Origin of the sequence: Sedimentitalea xiamensis, from assembly GCF_030164465.1 — a bacterium.
Taxonomy (GTDB): Bacteria; Pseudomonadota; Alphaproteobacteria; order Rhodobacterales; family Rhodobacteraceae; genus Sedimentitalea; species Sedimentitalea xiamensis.
This window is the reverse complement of sequence record NZ_JASNJE010000022.1, coordinates 57,101-78,279: the sequence shown is the minus strand read 5'-3', so window position 1 is coordinate 78,279 and position 21,179 is coordinate 57,101. Positions and strand designations below refer to the sequence as shown.

General features: G+C 66.8%; 25 protein-coding genes and 1 pseudogene. 6 read left to right on the top strand and 20 right to left on the bottom strand.

Annotated features, from left to right (window positions below):
• The first annotated feature begins 14 nt into the window (after positions 1-14).
• The 5 genes from QO034_RS16295 to QO034_RS16275 are packed head-to-tail and all read left to right on the top strand — an operon-like array spanning position 15 to position 2,385.
• Positions 15-437 (top strand): group III truncated hemoglobin, encoded by a 423-nt coding sequence (locus QO034_RS16295; RefSeq protein ID WP_284486592.1) that lies wholly within the window; start codon positions 15-17, stop codon positions 435-437.
• A 15-nt stretch (positions 438-452) separates the two neighbouring features.
• Positions 453-608: a hypothetical protein gene (locus tag QO034_RS16290; RefSeq protein ID WP_284486589.1), complete on the top strand. Its 156-nt coding sequence runs from the start codon at positions 453-455 to the stop codon at positions 606-608.
• Positions 601-945 (top strand): carboxymuconolactone decarboxylase family protein, encoded by a 345-nt coding sequence (locus QO034_RS16285; RefSeq protein ID WP_284486588.1) that lies wholly within the window; start codon positions 601-603, stop codon positions 943-945. Before QO034_RS16290 ends, QO034_RS16285 begins: the two co-directional genes overlap by 8 nt.
• Positions 945-1,364 (top strand): DUF488 domain-containing protein, encoded by a 420-nt coding sequence (locus tag QO034_RS16280; protein ID WP_284486587.1) that lies wholly within the window; start codon positions 945-947, stop codon positions 1,362-1,364. Before QO034_RS16285 ends, QO034_RS16280 begins: the two co-directional genes overlap by 1 nt.
• A complete protein-coding gene (locus tag QO034_RS16275) occupies positions 1,345-2,385 on the top strand; it encodes an NAD(P)H-dependent flavin oxidoreductase (RefSeq protein ID WP_284486586.1) in 1,041 nt (346 codons plus the stop codon). The genes QO034_RS16280 and QO034_RS16275 overlap by 20 nt, the downstream gene beginning before the upstream one ends.
• Positions 2,386-2,604: 219 nt before the next feature.
• Here the strand turns inward: QO034_RS16275 and QO034_RS16270 are convergent, their stop codons facing one another.
• From QO034_RS16270 to QO034_RS16250, 5 genes are all read right to left on the bottom strand, one after another.
• Positions 2,605-3,141: a VOC family protein gene (locus tag QO034_RS16270; RefSeq protein ID WP_284486585.1), complete on the bottom strand. Its 537-nt coding sequence runs from the start codon at positions 3,139-3,141 to the stop codon at positions 2,605-2,607.
• Positions 3,138-3,557, bottom strand: a complete 420-nt coding sequence (locus QO034_RS16265; RefSeq protein ID WP_284486584.1) for a VOC family protein — start codon at positions 3,555-3,557, stop codon at positions 3,138-3,140. The genes QO034_RS16270 and QO034_RS16265 overlap by 4 nt, the downstream gene beginning before the upstream one ends.
• A gap of 19 nt (positions 3,558-3,576) precedes the next feature.
• On the bottom strand, positions 3,577-4,020 hold the full coding sequence (locus QO034_RS16260) for an SRPBCC family protein (protein ID WP_284486583.1): 444 nt from the start codon (positions 4,018-4,020) through the stop codon (positions 3,577-3,579).
• Between the two features lie 11 nt (positions 4,021-4,031).
• On the bottom strand, positions 4,032-4,391 hold the full coding sequence (locus QO034_RS16255; protein WP_284486582.1) for a YciI family protein: 360 nt from the start codon (positions 4,389-4,391) through the stop codon (positions 4,032-4,034).
• 91 nt (positions 4,392-4,482) lie between these two features.
• A complete protein-coding gene (locus QO034_RS16250; RefSeq protein ID WP_284486581.1) occupies positions 4,483-5,736 on the bottom strand; it encodes an RNA polymerase sigma factor in 1,254 nt (417 codons plus the stop codon).
• 34 nt (positions 5,737-5,770) lie between these two features.
• Between QO034_RS16250 and QO034_RS16245 the strand changes: the two genes are divergently transcribed.
• Positions 5,771-6,007 carry a hypothetical protein gene (locus tag QO034_RS16245; protein WP_284486580.1) on the top strand — a complete coding sequence of 79 codons (237 nt, stop codon included), beginning with the start codon at positions 5,771-5,773 and terminating at the stop codon, positions 6,005-6,007.
• On the opposite strand, the gene QO034_RS16240 is transcribed toward QO034_RS16245, so the two are convergent.
• The 15 genes and pseudogenes from QO034_RS16240 to QO034_RS16170 all read right to left on the bottom strand — a co-directional run bounded on the left by QO034_RS16240 (position 5,995) and on the right by QO034_RS16170 (position 21,176).
• Positions 5,995-6,984, bottom strand: coding sequence for a methylenetetrahydrofolate reductase (locus QO034_RS16240; RefSeq protein WP_284486579.1), 990 nt, complete (start codon positions 6,982-6,984; stop codon positions 5,995-5,997). The genes QO034_RS16245 and QO034_RS16240 overlap by 13 nt on opposite strands.
• Positions 6,981-7,556: a methylenetetrahydrofolate reductase C-terminal domain-containing protein gene (locus QO034_RS16235; RefSeq protein WP_284486578.1), complete on the bottom strand. Its 576-nt coding sequence runs from the start codon at positions 7,554-7,556 to the stop codon at positions 6,981-6,983. Before QO034_RS16235 ends, QO034_RS16240 begins: the two co-directional genes overlap by 4 nt.
• A 13-nt stretch (positions 7,557-7,569) precedes the next feature.
• Positions 7,570-7,839 (bottom strand): annotated as a pseudogene (locus tag QO034_RS16230) (sulfatase/phosphatase domain-containing protein); the annotation flags it as partial.
• Positions 7,840-8,060: 221 nt separating this feature from the next.
• Positions 8,061-9,629, bottom strand: a complete 1,569-nt coding sequence (locus tag QO034_RS16225; RefSeq protein WP_284486577.1) for an isochorismatase family protein — start codon at positions 9,627-9,629, stop codon at positions 8,061-8,063.
• Positions 9,630-9,639: 10 nt separating this feature from the next.
• The gene (locus QO034_RS16220) at positions 9,640-10,491 is read right to left on the bottom strand and encodes an N-acyl homoserine lactonase family protein (protein ID WP_284486576.1); all 852 of its coding nucleotides are present in this window, start codon (positions 10,489-10,491) and stop codon (positions 9,640-9,642) included.
• A 16-nt stretch (positions 10,492-10,507) separates the two neighbouring features.
• Positions 10,508-11,392 (bottom strand): amidohydrolase family protein, encoded by an 885-nt coding sequence (locus QO034_RS16215; protein WP_284486575.1) that lies wholly within the window; start codon positions 11,390-11,392, stop codon positions 10,508-10,510.
• Positions 11,392-12,486 carry a vWA domain-containing protein gene (locus QO034_RS16210; protein WP_284486574.1) on the bottom strand — a complete coding sequence of 365 codons (1,095 nt, stop codon included), beginning with the start codon at positions 12,484-12,486 and terminating at the stop codon, positions 11,392-11,394. The genes QO034_RS16215 and QO034_RS16210 overlap by 1 nt, the downstream gene beginning before the upstream one ends.
• Positions 12,483-13,364: an AAA family ATPase gene (locus tag QO034_RS16205; RefSeq protein WP_284486573.1), complete on the bottom strand. Its 882-nt coding sequence runs from the start codon at positions 13,362-13,364 to the stop codon at positions 12,483-12,485. Before QO034_RS16205 ends, QO034_RS16210 begins: the two co-directional genes overlap by 4 nt.
• Entirely contained in the window at positions 13,364-14,386 is a 1,023-nt protein-coding gene (locus QO034_RS16200; protein WP_284486572.1) for a xanthine dehydrogenase family protein molybdopterin-binding subunit, read from the bottom strand. Before QO034_RS16200 ends, QO034_RS16205 begins: the two co-directional genes overlap by 1 nt.
• The gene (locus tag QO034_RS16195) at positions 14,386-16,113 is read right to left on the bottom strand and encodes a xanthine dehydrogenase family protein molybdopterin-binding subunit (RefSeq protein WP_284486571.1); all 1,728 of its coding nucleotides are present in this window, start codon (positions 16,111-16,113) and stop codon (positions 14,386-14,388) included. Before QO034_RS16195 ends, QO034_RS16200 begins: the two co-directional genes overlap by 1 nt.
• Positions 16,110-16,586, bottom strand: coding sequence for a (2Fe-2S)-binding protein (locus QO034_RS16190; protein WP_284486570.1), 477 nt, complete (start codon positions 16,584-16,586; stop codon positions 16,110-16,112). Before QO034_RS16190 ends, QO034_RS16195 begins: the two co-directional genes overlap by 4 nt.
• Positions 16,586-17,386, bottom strand: a complete 801-nt coding sequence (locus tag QO034_RS16185; protein WP_284486569.1) for an FAD binding domain-containing protein — start codon at positions 17,384-17,386, stop codon at positions 16,586-16,588. The genes QO034_RS16190 and QO034_RS16185 overlap by 1 nt, the downstream gene beginning before the upstream one ends.
• Positions 17,383-17,829: an SRPBCC family protein gene (locus QO034_RS16180; protein ID WP_284486568.1), complete on the bottom strand. Its 447-nt coding sequence runs from the start codon at positions 17,827-17,829 to the stop codon at positions 17,383-17,385. Before QO034_RS16180 ends, QO034_RS16185 begins: the two co-directional genes overlap by 4 nt.
• Complete coding sequence (locus tag QO034_RS16175) at positions 17,829-18,266, bottom strand: SRPBCC family protein (RefSeq protein ID WP_284486567.1); 438 nt, start codon at positions 18,264-18,266, stop codon at positions 17,829-17,831. The genes QO034_RS16180 and QO034_RS16175 overlap by 1 nt, the downstream gene beginning before the upstream one ends.
• On the bottom strand, positions 18,267-21,176 hold the full coding sequence (locus tag QO034_RS16170) for a flotillin family protein (protein ID WP_284486566.1): 2,910 nt from the start codon (positions 21,174-21,176) through the stop codon (positions 18,267-18,269).
• Between the last annotated feature and the right edge of the window lie 3 nt (positions 21,177-21,179).

Genomic DNA, 21,179 nt, shown 5'->3' with positions numbered 1-21,179 from the left:
CCGACGCCCCACGGATCATCTCCGCCCGCCCGCGCATGACCGCCGAGATCATGGCGCGGACCGGACTGGACGAGGCAAGGCTGACCGACCTGGTGCATCGCTTCTATGACAAGGTCCGCGCGGATGCCGTGCTTGGCCCGATCTTCGCCGCCCGGATTTCCGACTGGGGTCCGCACCTGAACCGCATGGTCGATTTCTGGTCCTCGGTCGCGCTGATGACCGGCCGCTATCACGGCGCCCCGGTGCCGGCCCATGCGGGTCTGCCGGTGGAATGGGCGCATTTCGACCGCTGGCTGTCGCTGTTCCGCGAAACCGCCACCGAAACTTGCCCGCCCGAGGGTGCGGCGCATGTCATCGAACGCGCCGAACGGATCGCCCGCTCGCTGCATATGGCGGTCGAGGACGCGAAACCCCGAACCGTTCCGTCCCTGCTCTGACCGAAGGAGAACGACATGATACAGCCGATACCCCCGCAAGACGCCCGCCGAAGCCGGACGCGGCTCCATGCCGGGCCTGAAGATGTCCTTGACGGCTTCGTGGCCCTTATCCCGCTGGAAAACGGCGTGTCGTTGCCGCAATTCGAAATCCGGGGGGCAGGCCATGTCTGAGCTGCACCTCCCCAAGCCGACCGCGGCGCTCGTCGACCGGCGTCATGCCCTGGCGCCGGATGCCGAGGACGCCTTCCGCGCCTTCTCCAAAGCGGTGTTCGCCGAGGGCGCGCTGGATGCGCGCACCAAGCAGCTTATCGCGGTGGCCGTCGCGCATGTGACCCAATGCCCATGGTGCATCGAGGGCCATGTCAAGGCCGCCCGGCGCGCGGGCGCGTCCGGCGAACAGGTCATGGAGGCGATCTGGGTCGCCGCGGAAATGCGCGCCGGCGCGGCCTGGGCCCATGCGCTGAAGGCGGTGGAGGTGATCGGCGACACGGACAAGCGGGACAGCTGATGCCGCCAAGACCGCCCGTCCCCGACACCCCCGGCGGCCGCATCCGCGTCAAGCGGATCTATCGCGCGGCGCGGGTGTCGGACGGCAGGCGGGTACTGGTCGACCGTCTCTGGCCGCGCGGCGTGGCGAAGGACCGCGCCCGGCTGTCTGACTGGTGCCGGGAGATCGCACCGAGCGACGCGTTACGGCACTGGTTCCACGACCATTCCGATCAGTGGCAGGCGTTTACCACGCGCTATGAGGCGGAACTTGCCGCCCATGACGATCTGGTCCGCGAACTTGCCGGATATGCGCGCGAGGGCGTCGTCACGCTGCTCTATGCTTCGAAGAACGAGGATCACAACAACGCCATCGTGCTGCGGGACTACCTGCGCCGATGGCTGCTACGGGAGGAAGAAGATGGCGGGCCGGCAATCTGAACCGTCTCTGCGAACGCCGCTTTGCGATCTGCTTGGATGCGACCAGCCCGTGCTGCTGGCCGGGATGGGTGGGGTTTCCCGTTGGGAACTGGCCGCCGCCGTGGCCAATGCGGGCGGTTACGGGATGCTGGGCATGGTGCGCGAAGACCCGGCCCTGATCGCCGCCGAGGTCGCCGCGCTGCGGCGCGCGACCGACCTGCCCTTTGCCGTAAACCTGATCCCGGCGGCGACCGAGCCGGGGTTGCTCGACGCGCAGATCGCCTGCTGCCTCGATCTCGGCGTGCCGGCCTTCAGCTTTTTCTGGGACGTGATGCCGGACGTGGTGGCCCGCGCGAAACAGGCGGGCTGCCTTGTCCTGCACCAGGTCGGCACGGTCGAGGCGGCGCGAATGGCCGAAGAGGCCGGGGCGGATGTGATCATCGCGCAGGGTGTCGAGGCGGGCGGCCACGTGCATGGGCGAAGTCCCGCCTTCGCGCTGGCGGAACAGATACTCGCACGGACCGATCTGCCGGTGGTTGTCTCTGGCGGGATCGCGACCGGCGAGGGCCTTGCCGCGGCGCTGGCGATTGGCGCCGGTGGCGTGCAATGCGGAACCGCCTTTCTGGCGACCGAAGACTCCTTCGCCCACCCCTATCACAAGTCCCGCGTCGTCGAGGCCACGGGCGCGGATACGGTGCTGACCGACGCCTTCGTGCTGAACTGGCCGAAGGGCGCGGCGGTGCGGGTGATCGCCAACAGCGTGACCGAGGGGCTGGACGGGCATTACCTGGGCCACGATCCCGACAGCCTGCCGCGCGAGGCCATCGCCTGGGACGGCGATCAGCCACGCCTGCGCTACAGCACGGATTCGCCCCTGCGAACGACGACCGGCGACCTGGAGGCGATGGCGCTCTATGCCGGTCAGGGTGCGGGCGCCATACAGGATGTCCCGCCCGCCGCCGCGCGTCTGGACGCCATCGTCGCGCAGGCGCGGCACATCCTCGAAGGTGCGGTGCGAAACGAGACCGAGGCGATGCCATGAGCGGCGCCTTCAAGAGCTTCCGCTGCCAAAGCGGGTTTTCCTCACCGCCCTGCCCTGCCGCCGGGGCCGCACCGGATTGTTCCGATCCGCCGTCGGTCGAACGTCACAAGGCCGGCGCGACCGCCGCCCTGCCCCCGGTCGAAACCAGGGCGCACTCCCGGTCAGGTGCTTCGACGCAACGGGGGTCCTCGAAACGGCCATCCAAGAACCGATGCAGCGTCACGGAAAGTGAGATGTGAACACCCCCGGCGCTCCCTTCTGTTCATGTTCGGCCTCGGATTCACGCCGGGCCGCGTCGATGGTTGCCACGTCGATCTTGCTCATGGTCATCATCGCCGAGAATGCGCGCTGTGCCTCGGCGCCGCCCGCGGCCATCGCTTCGGTCAGGGTGCGTGGCGTGATCTGCCACGACAGGCCCCATTTGTCCTTGCACCAGCCGCATTCGCTCGCCGAACCGCCGTTCCCGATGATGGCGTCCCAGTATCGGTCGGTTTCCTCCTGGTCGTCGGTTGCGACCTGGAACGAAAACGCCTCGCTCTGGGGAAAGGCGGGCCCGCCGTTCAGCCCGAGGCAGGGAAGGCCCAGCACGGTGAAATGGACCGTCAGCACATCGCCCGCCTTGCCGCCGGGGAAATCGCCCGGTGCCCTGTGGACCGCGTGAACGGCGCTGTCGGGAAAGACCGACGCATAGAACCGCGCGGCCTCCTCGGCGTCCTTGTCATACCAGAGACAGATGGTGTTCTTCGCGATGGTCATTGCTTCTTCGACCCCTCGAACATGAGCATCCAGGGCGTTCCGAAGCGGTCGGTCAGCATGGCGAAACGGTCGGCCCAGAAGGTCTCGTCCGGCTCCATCGCCACGTTTTCGGCCCTGTCCGCGAGCGCGGCATAGATCCGGTCAAACTCCGGACGCGTTTCGGTCGGGATCGAGATCCTGAAGCCTTGAGGCTTCTGGTACCACGCGTCGGGCGAATCCGAGGCCATGACGGTCGCGCCGTCCAACGACATCGCCATGTTCATCACCAGATCGTCACCGCCCGGCATCCGGTGCTCGGGGTTCGGCGCATCGCCGTTTCTGAATATGCCGGTGATCTCACCGCCCAGCGTGTCGGCGTAGAACTGCATGGCTTCCAGGCAGTTTCCTTTGAAAAACAGATAGATCGTCGGTTTCATATCAGGCTCTCCTGAATTGCTACTGTTGAATGTCCGGCTCGATGAGCCGTGCGAGATTGACGAGCGACTGCTGCCAGCCAGCGTAGCAGGCCTCCTCCGGAATGGGGTCGGGGACGTTCTCCTGCACGATCCTGAGTTCGGCTCCGACGGAAACCGGGCGGATCGTGACGGTCGCGAGGATCTCGCCCGTCAGGTTCGGATCGTCGAAGCGGTCGGTATAGACGAGTTTCTCGTTGGGTATGATCTCGACGAACTCGCCGCCGAAGGCATGGCTGTCGCCGGTGGTGAAATTGCGAAAACGCATGCGGTAGCGGCCTCCGACCCGCGCGTCGAAACTGTCGATGGTACAGGTGAAGCCGTCGGGCGGGAGCCATTTTGCCATCGCGTCGCCTTCGGTGAAGGCGCGGTAGAGCTTTTCAGGGCTGGTCGCGAAAACCCGGTGAAGACGTATGGTGTTGGGCATATCGGAATTCCTTAGCTTTGGCTGTCGGATATGGTGTCTCCGAGGTCGAGTTGCCGGACCGGCCTGACTTCGATCGAACCGTATTTTGCGGGTGGAATGCCCGCGGCGAGCCGCAGGGCATCGTTCAGATCCCTGGCGTCGAGCATGTAGTACCCGGCCAGCAGTTCCTTCGTCTCGGCGAAGGGACCGTCATAGAGCTGTGTCTTCCCGTTGCGAACCCTGACGGTCGTGGCGGATTCGACCGGGTGCAGGGGATCTCCGGCGACGAAGTTGCCGTTCTCGACGAGGTGCTGCACGTAGTCCGCGCAGACCGCGTCGGGGCAGGAACTCCAGTTCTCCCGGTCGAGATAGACCAGGCAAAGGTATTTCATGGCGCGTCTCCTTTTCTGGAACGGCCGTGGGGCCGGCCTACAGAATAGTCGAACGGAGGACGGTCAAATCGACAGGGTGAGAATTTTTTTCTTATGGGCCGATTTCTGCCAGCCGGCGGGTGATGAAACGCCGTTCGGCCTCCTGCGTGGCCAGGTCCCGCGCCGTCTCGTAGCTCTGGCGGGCCGCATCGGTGCGGCCCATGCGACGCAGCAGATCGGCGCGAGCGGCATGGGCGAGATGGTAACGCCCGAGCCGATCCGCCTGGAGAAGCGGTTCGATCAGCGCCAGCCCGGTCTCGGGACCGTCGCGCATCGCGATGGCGACGGCGTGGTTGAGCGCGATCACCGGGCTCGGCTCGATCCGGAGAAGGGCCGCATAGAGACCTGCGATCTCGGCCCAGTCCGTATCTTCGAAACGTGGCGCTTCGGCGTGCGACGCGGCGATCGCCGCCTGAAGCGTGTAAGGTCCGCTCCGCCCCGACAAGAGCGCCTGCCGGGCATGTTCCGCTCCCTCGGCGATCGCCGCATGGTCCCAGAGGCCGCGGTCTTGCTCGTCGAGGGGGATCAGGTCGCCTCCGGGGCTCATGCGCGCGGCGTGCCGCGCATGTTGCAGGATCATCAGCGCCAGCAGCCCCTGCACCTCGGCCTCGGGCAGCAGCTTCAGGATGAGGCGTCCGAGCCGGATGGCTTCGGCCATCAGGTCGGCCTGGACGAGGTTCTCGCCGCCGGAACTCGAATGCCCTTCGGTGAAGGCGAGATAAACGACCCGGAGCACCCGATCAAGCCGCCGGGGCAACTCGTCGGTATCGGGCACCTCGTAAGGAATACACGCGTCACGGATCTTCGACTTTGCGCGGACGATCCGTTGGGCGAGCGTCGGCGGGGCCACCAGGAAGGCGCTGGCGATGGCCTCGGTCGCGAGTCCGCAGACCTCGCGGAGCGTCATCGCCACCGCCGCCTCTTCAGACAGGCTCGGGTGGCAGCAGGTGAAGATCAGGCGCAGCCGGTCGTCTTCGATCGTTTCCGGATCCTGTTGCAGCTCGAGGCGTTCGACCGCCCGCTCCGCTTCGTCGCTCCATTGCGTCATACGCCGATCCCGGCGCATCTGGTCGATCATGCGGAAGCGGCCCGCAGAGATCAGCCACTGGACAGGTTTTCGCGGAACCCCTTCCGCCGGCCAGCGCGACGCGGCCGCCAGGAACGCGATCTGCGTGGCCTCTTCCGCCCGATCAAAATCGCCAAGGAGCCGAACAAGGGCCGCGTAAACCCGCCGCCCGTCGCGTTTGTAGAGGTCGCGGATCACCGCGGACCCTTCGTCAACCGGCTGTCGTGCATCGACCGGCAAAGACCTGCCTCCCCTGTTCGGATCGAACTACAACATGAACGGCAAGGGGCTTCAAGGACTCGGCCGAAGGGGCAAGCGCGCCGGTTTCGTGGTTCCGTCGGACGATCCCACCGCGGTCGATCCCGAAACGCCCGACCGGCTTCGGGTGATCGTCACCATCCGGGAAGACCTGGGGATCCACAAGGGCGAGGAAGGTGCGCGGAAAGGCGGGATGTCGGGCCGGGACTTTGCCTTCAGCCCGGCCAGGGCCGACCCGTTCTATGTGGGCTGAGCGATTTTCCGGCGCCCCATTTGCAGGACGCCGGCTTCCCGTATGATTTCGGAAACGAGGTGTTCTTTCCGGTAGGCCATGACGTGAATGCCCGCGACCCCCGCAATGTCGCGGATCTGCTGGATCAGCTCGACGCAGATTCTCTTGCCTTCTTCCGCCGGTTTTTCCGCCTGTTCCACGCGGTCGATCACGGCATCGGGAATGTGAATGCCCGGCACGTTGCTTCTGATCCACCGCGCGGCCTTGGCCGACGCGATCGGTCCGACCCCGGCGAGGATGAACGCTCGCTTGTCGAGCCCGAGATCGCGGACCCGCGCCATGAACTTCTCGAAAAGCGGAACGTCATAGATGTAGTTGGTCTGGATGAAGTCGGCACCCGCCTCGACCTTCTTGGCCAATCGTTCCGGGCGCCATTCGTGCGGCGTGACACAGGGGTTTTCCGCGGCGCCCAGAAAGAGCTTCGGCGGACGGGTGATCTTTCGTCCCGACAGGAACACACCCTGGTCGCGCATTGTCCGCAAGGTGCGCAACAACGAGATCGAATCGAAATCGAAAACGGGCTTCGCGCCGGGTTGATCGCCGGCGCCGACCCCGTCGCCGGTCAGGCACAACACGTTTCGCACACCAAGCGCCGCGGCACCGAGAACGTCGCCCTGGATCGCGATCCGGTTCCTGTCGCGACACGAGACCTGGTAGACGACATCGTATCCTGACTGCGACAAAAGCGCAGAGATCCCGAGCGACGACATATGACAGTTCGCGCCGGACGCATCAGTCGCGTTGATCGCGTCGACGACTTCGCCCAGGGGCTGGGCCGCCTGATAGACGTCATCGGGATCGGCGCTGTCCGGCGGATTCAGTTCAGAGGTTATTACGAACTTTCCGGCCCGCAATGCCTTTTCGAGCCGACTGCCCGACACCTGGCCGTCCGGAACGTCCGGATAGCGTGGCGGTGCGCCGAAAAGCGTTTCCGTCATGCTTCCGTCCTCCCCTGTGCCGCCGGCGGTTCGGGCGCGAGGGGGGCCGTCGAAGGTTCGTTTCTGCGCGCCGCCGGGAAACTCTGTGCCACGACCGTTCGCGCGGCCTCTGTCGCGGATCGCAGGTTGGCGGCTTTCTCGCGCGAGACCCGCAGCCAGGCCGAAGACCCTTTCAGCGTGTGATCGACGGGGGGCAGGACCTCACCGATCCGGTCGCCGTTCTTCATGCGGGATGCGCCATCCCACGCCAGGACCCAGACGCATTTCATCTGCGGCTTGACCTCGCAATAGCCGCCAGGTCTCACGCCGCCGCAGGGGCCGTTGCGCAGGGTCTTGGGGCAATTCATCGGGCATGACATGCCGGTCGAGGACAAGGCGCATTGCCCGCACATCTTGCAATCGAACAACAGGCCCTTTGCCGCCCGTTCGATCAGGGCGACCGGGCGTTCGATACGCTGGTATCCTATCCGGCGAAACACCGGATCGGCGGCAATCATGACGCGTTCGAGGCCGGCATAGAGCCATTCGAATGCGCGGGCGTGTCGGGTGGCAAACAGTCGAATCCTGTACATTGGGTGCGTTTACCTATCTGACGATTTCCGGTTCCTCGCCGGGAACCGGTGTGTTGTTCGCGGCCTCGCGAGTAATGATCTCTTCCGGATCGATCATGCCCGAGAGCTGATCGCGGAGGTCGTTCAGGATCTGCACATAGGCCGGATCGGCTGCGACATTGCTCATTTCTTCGGGATCGGCCTCCTGATCATACGGTTCGGGGTCATGGCCACCGGCATGGTGCAGGTATTTGTAGCGGAAAGTTTGCAACATGTAGACACCGGAGATGGCCCCGGCGGCGTGGTATTCCGAGAATGCGCCCGGTCGGTGACATCGGGTTCATTCGCGATTTTCAGCGAGGGTTGCCGCAGGCGGTGCGGCGGATCAAGTCGCTTCAGGACAATCTTTCCAGTATCGTGATCGCCTGACCGGACTTGCCGATGCGGACCTTCGGTTGCGATAGCCGAAATTCCCTTTACTTCATATGGTGCCTGGCTCGGCACCGGCGCACCGGCATCGGGAGATCAGAACAGGGCTTCGATCACGTCCGCGGTCTTCGTGACAAGCGCCACATTCTGCATCGCGTAGTCGATGCTCGCGCGGTGCCAGTCGGCGTTCATCGTCGAACATCCATCTTCCGGGATCACCATCACATAGCCTTTGTCGGCGCCGGTCCGAGCCGTGTGTTCGATCGACATGTTGGTCCAGGCGCCGGTCTCGATCAGGATGTCGCGACCCTCGGCCTTCAGGATGGTTTCGAGCGAGGTGCCCTCCCAAGCGCTCATCCGCATCTTCTCGACCACGTGGTCGCCGGGCTGGGGCATCAGGTCATCGACAGGGGCGCCGCCCCAGGTGCCCCGGACCAGGGCGGTCTCGTCGAGAACGCCCTCGAAAAGCGGCGCGTTCAGCGTGAGACCGGGCGCGCCCGGATGAACAAGGAAATGCACGTGGATCACCGGAATGCCCAGGTCGCGGCAGCGCGCGGCAAGTTTCACGACATTGGCGATGGCGTTCTGGTCCTTGCAGTGCTGCGGACTGCCGGAGGCGGCAAAGGCGCCCCCGTCCATCACCACGTCGTTCTGCATGTCCTGGATTATGAGCGCGCAGCGGGAGGCGTCAAGCCGAAGGGCGTCGCCCTCCTGTCCCGAAGGCGTAGACACCGCAGGGCCGGGACGATACCGGGCGCGCATAAACGGTTCGTTCCGCGGCCCAATCTTCACCGGCACCGAATAGACACTGGTCGAAGCGGCGACATAGAGCGTGCGCCAGTCCTCGCCGCCCCAGTGCAGATTGGCGGGAAGTTCGGGAAGCGAGACCTTGCCGATCGGCTTGCCGGCGGGATTATAGACCCAAAGCCCGCCGGGCGCGGTCACCCAGACATTGCCCTCGGCATCGCATTTCATCCCGTCCGGGACGCCGGGTTTCAGGCTGTCCCGGATGCCGCTTGCGAAGACGCGGCCGTTGGACAGCTTGCCGCCATCGACGTCGAACACCCTGATATTCGCCTGCTCGGTATCGTTGATATAGAGCTTCGACTCGTCGGGGCAGAAGCAAAGCCCGTTCGGCATGGTGAACAGGTAGCGGTCCACCACCAGTTGCGGCTCGTCCCCCGGCCTGTGTCCGGGCGGAAGGCGGAACACCCCCTGCCAGCCCAGTTCGCGCGGCCGTTCGACGCCGAAATGGGGCATCCGGCCATACCAGGGATCGGTGAACCAGATCGAGCCGTCGGATTTCACCACGATATCGTTGGGCGAGTTCAGTTCGCGCCCCTCGAAGTGGGACGCCAGTACCTCGCGCCGCCCGTCGGGGCTGAAGCGCGTGACGCTGGAGGTCGCATGCTCGCAGACCAGAAGGTTGAGATCCGCGTCATAGGTCATCCCGTTGCCCTTGTGGGACGGGTTCATGACCTCGCGCACGCCCGACCTGTCGAGCCGGCGGCGGATGTCGGCGGGCATGTCCGAAAACAGCAGGTAATGTTCGACCGGATGCCAGATCGGACCTTCGGTGAAGGTGAATCCCGACCCCGCCTGCCGGACGGGGGCGTGTTCGTCGATCAGGTTGCGAAAGGCGGAATCAAGGGCTTCATGTGCCATTCTGTCCTCCTCAGGCCGGGAACCAGTCGCGGCGCGGCACCGACTGGCTGATCGGGCCGGGAACGGCCATGTCGAGCCGCCCGACGACCTGGCCGTGCTCGACCCTGGCCGGCTTGTCGTGGATCGGCAGCAGGAACTTCGCGCCGGAATACATCAGCTTGCGGATCGCGCCCTTTTCACCGCGCTTGGACCCGCCGTGATTGCCGGTGACCTGGTATTCCTCCGGTCCGAAGGAGCGCATCGGGCTGATGATCTGGTCGTTGAAGTCGTAGATCACGTCGCCGCAGATCGTCGCCCGGCCCTCGTCCGTGTCCACATGCACGTTCATCGACCCTTCGGTATGCGCCCCCGCCGCTTCGAGAAAGACGCCGGGAACAAGTTCCACCGGCCCCGAGATCTCAAGGTCCTCAAGCCTCAGCGCGCCCGGATGGTGCAGCCGCTCGACAAGGTGAATGATGTCGGGCTTGGGGTATTGCGGATGCATCAGGCCCGAAACCGAGTATTCAAGCTCGCGCCGGTTGATGACCACGGTCGTGTTCATCGGGAAATGGTCGTCCTTGCCCGCGTGGTCGATGTGAAGATGCGTGTGAAGAACGTAGCGCACGTCGCCCGGCTTGACCCCGTGATTGGCCAGCTGCCGCTCGATCATGTTCTCGTGGAACTGCAGGCCCCGCATCCCGAGCGTTTCCATGATCGCGTTGTCGCGATAGCCGGTATCGACGACGATCGGGTAGCGCCCGCCGAGGATCAGGAAGCCGTAGACCGGCACCCGGCGCACGCGCCCGCAATCGCGGCCCAGCACCAGAAAGCTCGATTCGAGTTCGATGTCGCCATAGTCGAGTATCTTGATCTCCAGGCCCATAGGCGTCTCCTCCCTGTCACGTCAGCCGGTAGACCCGGGCTGCGGTCGTGTTGAAAATGGCGTCCCGCTCGGCGGCACTCAGACCGCCAGCGGCGGCGCGATGCGCCCCGATCAGCGCGGCGTAGTCCGTCCAGAGCTTCTCGATGGGAAAGTTCGATCCCCAGAGGCAACGGTCCGCACCGAACATCGTAACCGTCTCACTCGTCAGCCAGCCGATCAGGCCGGGGTCGAGCCGATGCTGGAACGTCCCGAAGCCGGAGAGCTTGGAGACGACGTTCCGCCGCTCCGCCAGCCCGGTCATCGCGCGCCGCCACCTGGCGCGGCCCGCGTCGGACACATCCTCCAGCATCCCGGAATGTTGCAGGACAAAGGTCACGTCCGGACAGGCATCGGCCAGTTCGCAGGCCCCCGCCATCTGGTCGTCGAACACCTGAAGATCGAAAACCAGCCCGTAATCGGCCAGGCGCGCGACGTTCTTCTGCACCGCCGGATCGCGACAGAGATCGGCGTGCGGCGCGAAACGATAGGTCGGGTTCTCGTGCCAGTGGAACTGCTGGCGGATGCCTTTCAGATGCGGGAACCGCATCATCCGGTCGAGCGCCGGGCGCACATCCGGCACCGTCATGTCGGCATAGGCCACCAGCCCGTGCGGCCAGCCCGTCTCGGCGATCAGGCTCTCGATCCAGGCGGCTTCGTCCTCGGCCTTTTCGGTGGGCCAGTTCGCCTGCACATAGACCGATCTGGTCACGCCGGTCCCGGCGATGTCGCGCAGGTATTCCGACATCGGGTAATCCCGGCGGATCGGCTCGTATGGCCCGAAGATGCGCGGCTGCACCGGGCCGGTCAGCCAGGGCAGGTCGGCCTGCCGCCAGACGTGGAAATGGGCGTCGACAATGTCCATCAGCGCAATCCTTTCCGGAAATCGAGAATTTCGGAGGCGATGGCGGGCGGCGTGCTGCCGTCGCCGAGCCGGTCGAGCAAGGGCAGGATCGCCCGCATCGCCCCGGTCTCCGGCCGATAGGCGGGATCGGCGGCCAGCGGCGAGAGCCAGAGCACCGACCAGGCCAGCGCCGAAAGCCGCTCCATCGAGGCGACCAGCGCCTCCGGCCCGCCGCGCTCCAGCCCGTCGGAGACGACGATGACCAGCGCCCCCCGCGCATGGGCGGCGAAGCGCGGGATCGACAGGAACACCGCCAGCGCCTCGCCCAGCCGGGTGCCACCGTCCCAGTCGGCGACCAGCCCCGACGCCAGCGTCAGCGCCTGGTCGCGGTTCTTGTGCCCAAGTGCGCGCGTGACCCGCGTCAGCCGCGTCCCGAGCGTGAAGCATTCGACCCGCTCGCCCCCCTGTTGCAGCGCGTGGGCCAGGCGGAGCGCGCCGTCGGTGCCGTCCTTCATGCTGCCGGAGACGTCGATCAGCAACAGAACGCGCCGCTCGCGCGTCATCCTGCGCTGCGTCGGCAGCCGCGTGATCTCGCCATCCCGGCGCAACATCTGCCGGAAGGCACGGCGTGCATCGGGCAACCGCCCCTTTCCCGGCATCCTCCGGCGGGACCGCCTGCGCGGCAGCCGCTCGGGAAGCGCGCGCATGAAGGCGCGCAAGCCGGCATCCTCGTCCCCCGCCGCGATCGCGCGGGCGAAAAGCCGTTCTGCCGCCGTCGCCTCCCCGCCCGAGGGGTCTTCGTCGTCGGGCACCGGCAAGTCTTCGAAGGCGCCCGCATCGAAACTTTGTGGCAGATCCTCCGGCTCGCCCGGCACGGGCGCGGCGAGGTGGCGGCCGAGAAACACCATGTCGAACACGGTGTCGAATATCGGCTGGCGCTCCGGTCCGGGTCCGTAGACCGCGTGGGCGGCGCGGCGGATATCGTCGATCCCCGTCGGACCCAGCAGGCCGACGGCGGTGATGAAGGTTTCCGTCCGGTCGGGCGAGGCGGGAAATCCCGCCGCCCGAAGCGCCTGCGGGAAGTCGAGGAACGGGTCCAGCGCGCGCGGGGTCATGCCGCGCTCTCCGAAAGGATCGCGTCGAGGCGCGGCGCGATATAGTCCAGATCGTCCTGATCCTTCAGCACCACGCCCACCGCCCGCGCGAAAGCGCGCGGCCAGCCATCGCCCCGCCGATTCAGAAGCGTCGCCGCTTCCGCCCATTCGACCGTCTCCGCCACCCCCGGCGGTTTCGCCAGCGGCTCGGCCCGCAGCGCGCCCACGGCGGCGACGACGCGGCGCGCCGTGTCCTCGGCGACGGTGGAGGCGCGCATCATGACGATCCGGGCTTCCAGATCCGGGTCGGGATAGCCGATCCAGTGATAGATGCAACGCCGCCGCAGCGCCTCGTGAAGTTCCCGCGTCCGGTTGGAGGTCAGGATGACGACCGGCGGTTCCTCCGCCCGGACCGTGCCGCGCTCGGGGATCGACACCGTGAAATCCGACAGGAACTCCAGCAGGAACGCCTCGAATTCGTGGTCCGCCCGGTCGATTTCGTCGATCAGCAGCACCCGCTCGCGCGGCGATTCAAGGGCCTGGAGGATCGGCCGCGCGATCAGGAACCGGTCGTCATACAGGTTGATGTAATCTTCCCCCGCCTGCCGGATCGCCAGCATCTGGCGCGGGAAGTTCCATTCGTACATCGCCGCCGCCGCGTCGATCCCCTCGTAGCACTGAAGCCGCACCAGTTCACGCCCGAGAACCGAGGCCAGCGCCTTGGCCGCTTCGGTCTTGCCGACGCCGGGCGCGCCTTCGAGCAACAGCGGCTTGCCGAGCGCGAGCGACAGGTAGGCGGCGGTCGAAATCCCGTCATCGGCGATATACTGGGCATCGCCGAGAAGCCGGGCCAGCGGTTCCGGCCCGTCGATACCCTGTATGCTTCGCCGGACGGCCATCAGAGCGCCTGGCGCGGCCTTGCGCCGCCGTTCGCCCGGATGCCGCGCAGCACTTTCTCCGGCGTCACGGGCAATTCGTCGATCCTGACGCCGACCGCGTCATAGACCGCGTTGACCACCGCGGGCAGCACCGGATTGGCGCACATCTCGCCCGGCCCCTTGCCGCCATAGGGGCCATCCTCGGCGGGCCGTTCGAGGATGCTGATATGATGCGGGGCGAGGTCGCCGGGACCGGGCATCAGGTAGCTATTGAAATCCTCGGGCAAATGATCGCGTGCCGGGTAGTAGGGCTCCGTCGTCTCCCAGGCGGCGTGACTCATCCCCATCCACGCACCGCCGCGAAGCTGCTGCTCCACCAGCTTCGGGTTGAGCGCGCGCCCCACCTCGTAGGCCGATTGCATATCGGTGACCGCGACCTCGCCGGTCTCGTCATCGACCTCTACCGTCACCAGCATCGCCGCGTGGGCGAAGGTGGTCACGGGCGACATCTCGCCGGTCTCGGGATCGACCGCCGACAAGGGGATGAGGAAGATGCCCCGCCCGGCGATGGTCCGCCCCTGTCTGAACTGCGCCGCCTGCGCCGCCGCCATCGTCGTGATCGAGCGCGAGGGCGCGCCTTTCACGTGGATATTGCCCTTGCCATCGGTCACCAAGTCGCCCGCGTCGACCTCGAGCTCCTCCGCCGCCGCCTCCAGCATCACCTGTCGCGCTTCCTCCGACGCCCGGATGACCGCGTTCCCCATCCGGTGCGTGCCCCGGCTGGCGAAACTCCCCATGTCATGCGGGCCGGTGTCGCTGTCGGCGGTGTCGACATAGACGTCTTCCACCGGCACGCCCAGGGTCTCCGCCGCAATCTGACGGGTCACGGATTTCATCCCCTGGCCGAGGTCGATCGCCGACAGCGCCACGGTGAACTTGCCGTCGGGGTTGGAATGCACCAGCGCCTGGCTCGGGTCGCCGCCCAGATTCATGCCGATGGGATAGTTGATCGCCGCGAAACCGCGGCCCTTGTGAATGGCCATCAGCGCCTCCTGAACCCGGAAAGGGACGAAAATCGCATCGCGCCGGAGCGGGCGGGTTTGCGGGCCGAAGCCTTCTCGGGTTGCGGGGTCGCGGACGGAGAGCCACCCGCCGGGGGCATCGAGCCCCCGGCGGGTGGGCGCTGACCGGAGGTCACCGCAGGCGCGGGTTGCGACCCCTGCGGCCGGGACGGCACGGCCGGGGACTGTGGCGGATGCGGTTGCGGCGCGGATGCAGATCCTTCCTTGCGGGCGTAGCTGGTTGCCGCGAAACCCGCCACGCGCCCGTCCTCGTCGGTCGCGGTGCGGCGCGGCAATTCCCCCCGCGCGCCGCCGCCATCCTTCAGCGAAGACGCCGCCTTCATCTCGGGCGAAAGCGCGATCCCCGCCTTCTCGGCCACCACCTGCGCGCATTCGATCAGCGCGCAGTTCTTTGCGACCCGCCGATGCGCCTTCATGTCGCCGTCGCGATAGGCGTTGAGCAGTCGCAGTTCGACCGGGTTCAGGCCCACCGCCTCGGCCACCTTGTCCATATGCGCCTCGATGGCGAAGTCGACGCCGGTGATCCCGAAGCCGCGCATGGCCGTCGCCGGCGTGCGGTTGGTGTAGACGCAGTAGACATTCGCCGAGACGTTGGGGATCGTGTAGGGTCCGGGCAGGTGGCCGACGCCCTTGATGATCGCGTAGGACGACAGCCGCGTATAGGCGCCGGCGTCGAAATAACCGGTGAACTTGCGCGCCACGATCCGTCCGTCGTTCATCACCCCGTCGGTGATGTACCAGCGTTCGGCCCCGCGTGGCGCGCCGACCTGCATCTCCTCCGCCCGGTCCCAGGCGTATTTCACCGGGTGCCCGGTCAGAATCGCGCCGAGGATCGCGAGCGGTTCGTGCACGGAATCGACCTTGCCGCCGAACCCGCCGCCCACCGTGCCGCCGACGAAATGAAGGCGCGAGGACGGCATGGACAGCACTTTCGCCGCCGTCCCGAGCGAGAAGAACAGGGCCTGCGTGGAAGTGTAGCAGACGTAACGGTCGTTCTGCTCGGGCGCCGCGATGGCGCCGCAGGTCTCGATCGGCGCCTGCTCGATGGGCGACATCTGATAGCGGCCCTCGATCACGTGATCGGCCTCGGCCAGCGCACGATCGGCCTCGCCGTAGCGGAGCTTCTGGTGATCGTACTTGCCGTGATAGACGAACGTGTTGTTCGGATAGATCTCCAGCACGGCGGGCGCGCCCGGCTTGATCGCCTCCTCGACGTCGAAGACGTGCGGCAGCACCTCCCAGTCCACCTCGACTTCGGCCACGGCGGCGCGCGCCTCGGCCTCGCTCCGGGCGATGACGGCGGCCACGGGTTCGCCCCGATAGGCCACCTTTTTCTCCGACAGGATCGGTTCGTCATCCAGCCCGAAATCCAGCAGCGACAGCAGCGTGTTCAGGTTTACCGGCACATCGCGCCCGGTCAGCACCCGGACGACGCCCGGCATCCGTTGGGCGACCGAGGTGTCGATCCTCCGGATGCGCGCGTGGTGATGCGGCGAGCGGACGCAGCGCATGTGCAGAAGCCCGTCGAACAGGTGGTCGTCGAAGAAGGGCGACCGTCCGGTGACGTGCCCCGGAATATCCTGCCGCCGGGTCGGTTTGCCGATCTCGTTCAGGTTGTCGTCGCGTTCGTCGGCGAAGATATCCTTGCGGAACTCGACCATGGGTCCGCTCGTGGTCATGTCGTTCATGCGCGCGCCCTCCCTTCAGCGACGGCGAGGATTGCGGTGATGATCGGCTCGTATCCCGTGCAGCGGCAGAGATTGCCGGAGATCGCCTCGATCACCTCCTCGCGGCTCGGGCGCGGGTTCCGGTCGAGCAGCGCCCGCGCCGAGACCAGCATCCCCGGCGTGCAATAGCCGCACTGCGCCGCGAAATGTTCCATGAACACCGTCTGAAGCGGGTCCAGCGCCGCGCCATCCGCCAGCCCCGCCGCCGTCCCGACCTCGCGCCCGTAGACGGTTTCCGCCAGAACGAGGCAGGAAAGCCGTGTCTCACCGTCGATGGTCACCGTGCAGGCGCCGCAGGTGCCCTGCCCGCAGCCGAACTTGGGCGTCAGGTCGCCGACGCCGCGCCGCAGGAAGTCGAGCAGGTTCTGGCCCGGGTCGGCGAAGGCCGATTTCGACTGGCCGTTCAGGGTGAATGTCACCGGTGTTTTCGCCATCAGCGCCGCTCCATATCCGTCAGCAGCCGCTTCAGATGCACGCCCGCCACTTCCTTCCTGTACCAGGCGCTTGCGATCTCGTCGGTCGGAGGGTCGAGCCCCTCGGTCGCCGCCGACGCGGCGCTGTCGATCGCGGCGGCGCCGAGCGACTGGCCCTCCAGCGCGCGTTCTGCACCGCTTGAGCGCAGCGGCACGGGTCCCATCGCACCAAAGGCGACGCGGGCGCCCCGGATGCGGCCGCCCTCGCGCGGCAGATACGCGGCGATGGACAGGATCGAGACGCCCCTGGGCTTGACCCGGCTGACCTTGAGGAACCCGAAGGCTTTCGGATCGCGCGGGCGCGGCACCTCGATGGCCGCGACCAGCCCGGCGCGCGCGCGGTCGCGCAGCACGTCGGCCACGGGGCGCGCGCCGCCCTGCCCCGCGCCGATCACCCGCGCGTCGAGCGCCAGCAGCGCGGCGGCGAAATCGCCAAAGGGATGCGCGGCGAAGAGGTTGCCCGCCACCGTCGCCATGTTCCGCACCTGCGGCCCGCCGATCACGCGCGCGACCGGATGGAGGAATTCCAGATCGCGGCTCGCCAGCACGTCCGCCATCGTCACGCCCGCGCCGATCCGGACGCTGTCGCCCGACACCCGCAGCTCGCTCAGACCCGGCCCGGTCACCCGGATCAGCCGCGCCGGAGCCACGCCCTCGTTCACCGCCCGCATCACAAGCGTCCCGCCGCCCAGGAAGGCGGCATCGCCGCCCATGGCGCGTGCCGCCTGATCGAGCGTCGGATAGGTTTCGACAACCGTCATGATCCCTCCAGTCCCATATGGTCCCGCACCGCGTCGAACCCGCTTTGATAGATGTTCTCGGCCACCATCTCTTTCAGTTCGCTCTCCCGGCCTTTCGGCGTGTCGAACCGGCACTCCCAGTGCCAGAAGGTCCGGTCCCCGTCCGTCACCGGCGCAAGCCGGACATGCGCGACATAGTTCAGAAGCGGCACCGGCGTCTCAAGCAGGCAGTAGCTGAACGCCATGTCGGCATCGGAAAGCGTCAGGAGCTGCTCGCGCAGTTCCGATCCGTCGGTCAGGTGAAACCGCCGCACGCAGCCCACCTTGTCGGACGGCTCGCCCCGGTCGACCTTGCTGTCGACGACTGCGGGGTGCCATTCGTCATGGCCGTTGAAGTCCCGCAGAACCTCCCACACCTCCTCGACCGGGGCGTCAAGAACCGTGCTTTTCACGATCTTCACCATCAGCGCGCCAGGCTCCGTTGCAGTGCCGCGAACCCCGCCTGGAAGACGTCGTTGCCGATTCCGCCCACCAGCCCCTCGGCCTCGCTGTCGTCGCAGTCGAACTCCGCCGTCCACTCCGCAAAGGTGCGGTTTCCATCGGTGATCGGGGTCAGCCGCAGCGTCGCGATGTAATCCGTCAGCGGCATCGGACTTTCGAGGATCGAATAGGTGCAGAACATGTCGTAATCGCTGAGGCCCAGCAGCTTTTCCCGGATGCGGTCACCGTTCTGAAGGTGAAAGTCGCGGATGCAGCCCACCCGGTCGGAGGGCTCGCCGTTCTCGATCCGGCTGTCGCGGATGCGCGGGTGCCAGCGCGGCAGCGCGTTGAAGTCGCGCACCCGTTCCCAGACCCGGTCGGCGGGGGCGTCGATCACCGATGAGATATATACGCGCGGCATCTACTTCTCGCCCCGCCCGCCAGAGGAACCGCCGTCGTCCTTTGGCGGCCCGTCGCCGCCCACACCCGACGCCTTGCGCACCGCGTCCGTGATGCGCTGCATGTCAGAGGCTTCGCGGATCAGCCCGCCCTGCTTGGCGAGCCCTCCGCCCTCGATCCCGATATCGGACAGCAGCGAATCGATCAGCGGCGCCTGCACCCGGTAGCGCAGCGCGGAGTTGATGACCTCGTCGGTCGGGCTGCCATCCCGGCTTCCACTGCCCCCGGTCACGCCATCAAGCTGCATGATCCTGATATCCTGGATCTTTTCCAGCGGCTTTACCGAGGCGGAGACGATCCCCTCGACATGCTCCAGAAGCTTGCGGCGGAACAGCGATGTCCGCGCCGGATCGGTCAGCACGTTCTCGGCCTCGTTGATAAGCTTCTGGGCCTCGGCCTCGACAGCCTTGCGCACCTTCTCGCCCTCGGCGATCAGGCGGGCTTCCTCCGCCGCTTTCTCCGCCATCGTCACATCGACGGACTTGCGGCGGTTCGCGGCCTCGGTCTCGCGCACCGTCTTGACCTTTTCCTCGGCTTCGGCGGCACGGGCGCGGGCGGCATCTGCCTCGGCGCGGGCGGCACTCTCCTCCAGCGATTTCTGATAGAGCGCGATGGCCTTCTCCATCTGGGCCGTCTCGACGTTCTGCTCGCGCCCGACCTCCAGCTTGCGGCGCACCGTCTCGTGGTCGATCCGGATCTCGTCGAGACCGCGCTCGGACGCGACACGCGCCCGCTCGATTTCCTCCTGGCTGGCGATCTCGGCCTCGCGGAGCGTCTGCACGCGGGCGACCTCAAGCTGTTCCAGCGCGCGGCGGCGTTCCAGCCGCGCGGTTTCCAGCGCCTTGTCGCGTTCCACTTCGGCAACCTCGATCGCGCGTTGGGCGGCGATCTCGGCCTCGCGGACGCTGGCCTCGGCCGCGGCGCGCTCGGCCTTTGTCCCGGCAAGCTCGACGACCCGTTTCTCCTCGGCCTGTTCGACACTGCGGCGGCGCTCGATATCGGTCACCTCGCGCGCCTTCTGACTGGCAATGCGTTCCTGCTCCAGCGCCAGTTCGGAGGCGACACGCGCCTTCTCGACGGCCTCGCGCCGGGCGATCTCGGCCGCTTCCAGCTTGCGGTCCCGCTCAATCTCCCTGGCGCGCACCTCCTGGTCGGCGGCGATGCGCTCGGCTTCCAGGGCGCGTTTCTGCGCGATCCGCGCCTGCTCCACCGCCTCGTCGGCGGCAACGCGCGCCTCGTCGATGGCCCGGTTCCGGGCGATCTCCTTCGAAGTGGTCTCGCCATCGGCTTCGATCCGGGTCGCGGCGATCTGCTTCTCGCGGGCAATGCGCGCGGCCTCGACCGCTTCGTCGGCGGCGATCTCGGCGGCCTCGACGGCCTGCTTTCGCTCGATCTCCAGCTCACGAATGCGCCGGTCCTCGGCGATCCGGGATTCGCTGATCTGCGCGTCCTGAAGGATACGCATCCGCTCCACGGCCTCGCGCGCCGCGATCTCCGCCTCGTCCAGCGCCTGCTGGCGGGCGATCTCGCGCTGGCGGATGTCCTCCTCGCCCTTGATCCGGGTCTGCGCCAGGATCAGGTCCTGCGCCATCCGCCGCTTCTCGTTCGCCTCGTTGGCGGCGATCTCGGCATCGCGAATGGACTTCTGCCGCTCGATCTCCAGCGCCTGGGTTTCGCGCTCCTTGGCGATCCGCGCCTCCGACAGCGCCTTCTCCTGCGCGATCCGGGCGCGTTCGGTCACTTCGCGGGCCGCGATCTCGGCCTCGTCGATGGTCCGGCGGCGCTCGATGTCTTTCGCCTCGGTCTCCTGCTCGTTGAGGATGCGCGCCTCGCGCACCGCGCGTTCCTGCAGGATGCGCGCCGTTTCCGTGGCCTGCTGCGCCGCGATTTCCTCGGCGTCGATCTCTTTCTGGCGGGCGATTTCGCGGGTGCGCACCTCGCGTTCCGAGGCGATACGGGCCTCGGCCACGGCGCGCTGATTGGAAATCCGCGCCTTCTCGATCGCCTCCTGCGCCGAGATCTGCGCCGATTCCGCCTCGGTCTCGCGCTCGGCCCGTTCGCGGGCCAGCTCCGCGCGCTGCTGGGCGCGCCGGGTTTCGACGTCGCGTTCCTGGCTCAGGCGTGCCTCTTCGCTCTCGCGCTCGATTTCCAGCACCTGCTTCTCGGCTTCGAGATTGCGCGAGCGGATCTTGATCATCGAATCCTGCTCGATGTCGTTCCTGAGCTTCCGCCGCTCCTCGATATCCTTGATGAGCGAGGTCAGGCCCTCGGCGTCGAATCGGTTCGAGGGGTTGAAATATTCAAGCGCCGTCTGGTCGATGTCGATGATCGCGACGCTTTCCAGTTCCAGCCCGTTCTTCTCCAGATCCTCCTGCGCCTGCTCCTTGACCCGCGCGACATAGGCGCCGCGGTTCTCGTGCATCTCGCTCATCGCCATTTCGGCGGCGACGGCGCGCAGCGCGCTTTCGAACTTGCCGGCGAGCAGCCCGTGTAGCCGTTCGGATTCCAGCGTCCTGCGGCCCAGCGTCGACGCGGCCATGGAAACCGAGGTCTTGTCCGACCGGACCCTGACGTAGAACTCCGCCTCCACGTCGACGCGCATCCGGTCCTTGGTGATCAGCGCCTGCTCGCGGGTCCGCGCCACCGCCAGCGGCAGCGTGTTCATGTTGACCGGCGTGATGTCGTGGATGATCGGCCAGACGAAGGCGCCGCCGTCGATCACCACCTTCTCGCCCAGAAACCCGGTCCGGACGAAGGCGATCTCCTTGGTCGAGCGCCGGTAGAGCCATTGCATCACCCAGTAGATGATGGCGATAGCCACCACCGCCACAATGAGCCACAGGATCAGCTGTCCGATGATTTGGCCACTCATGTC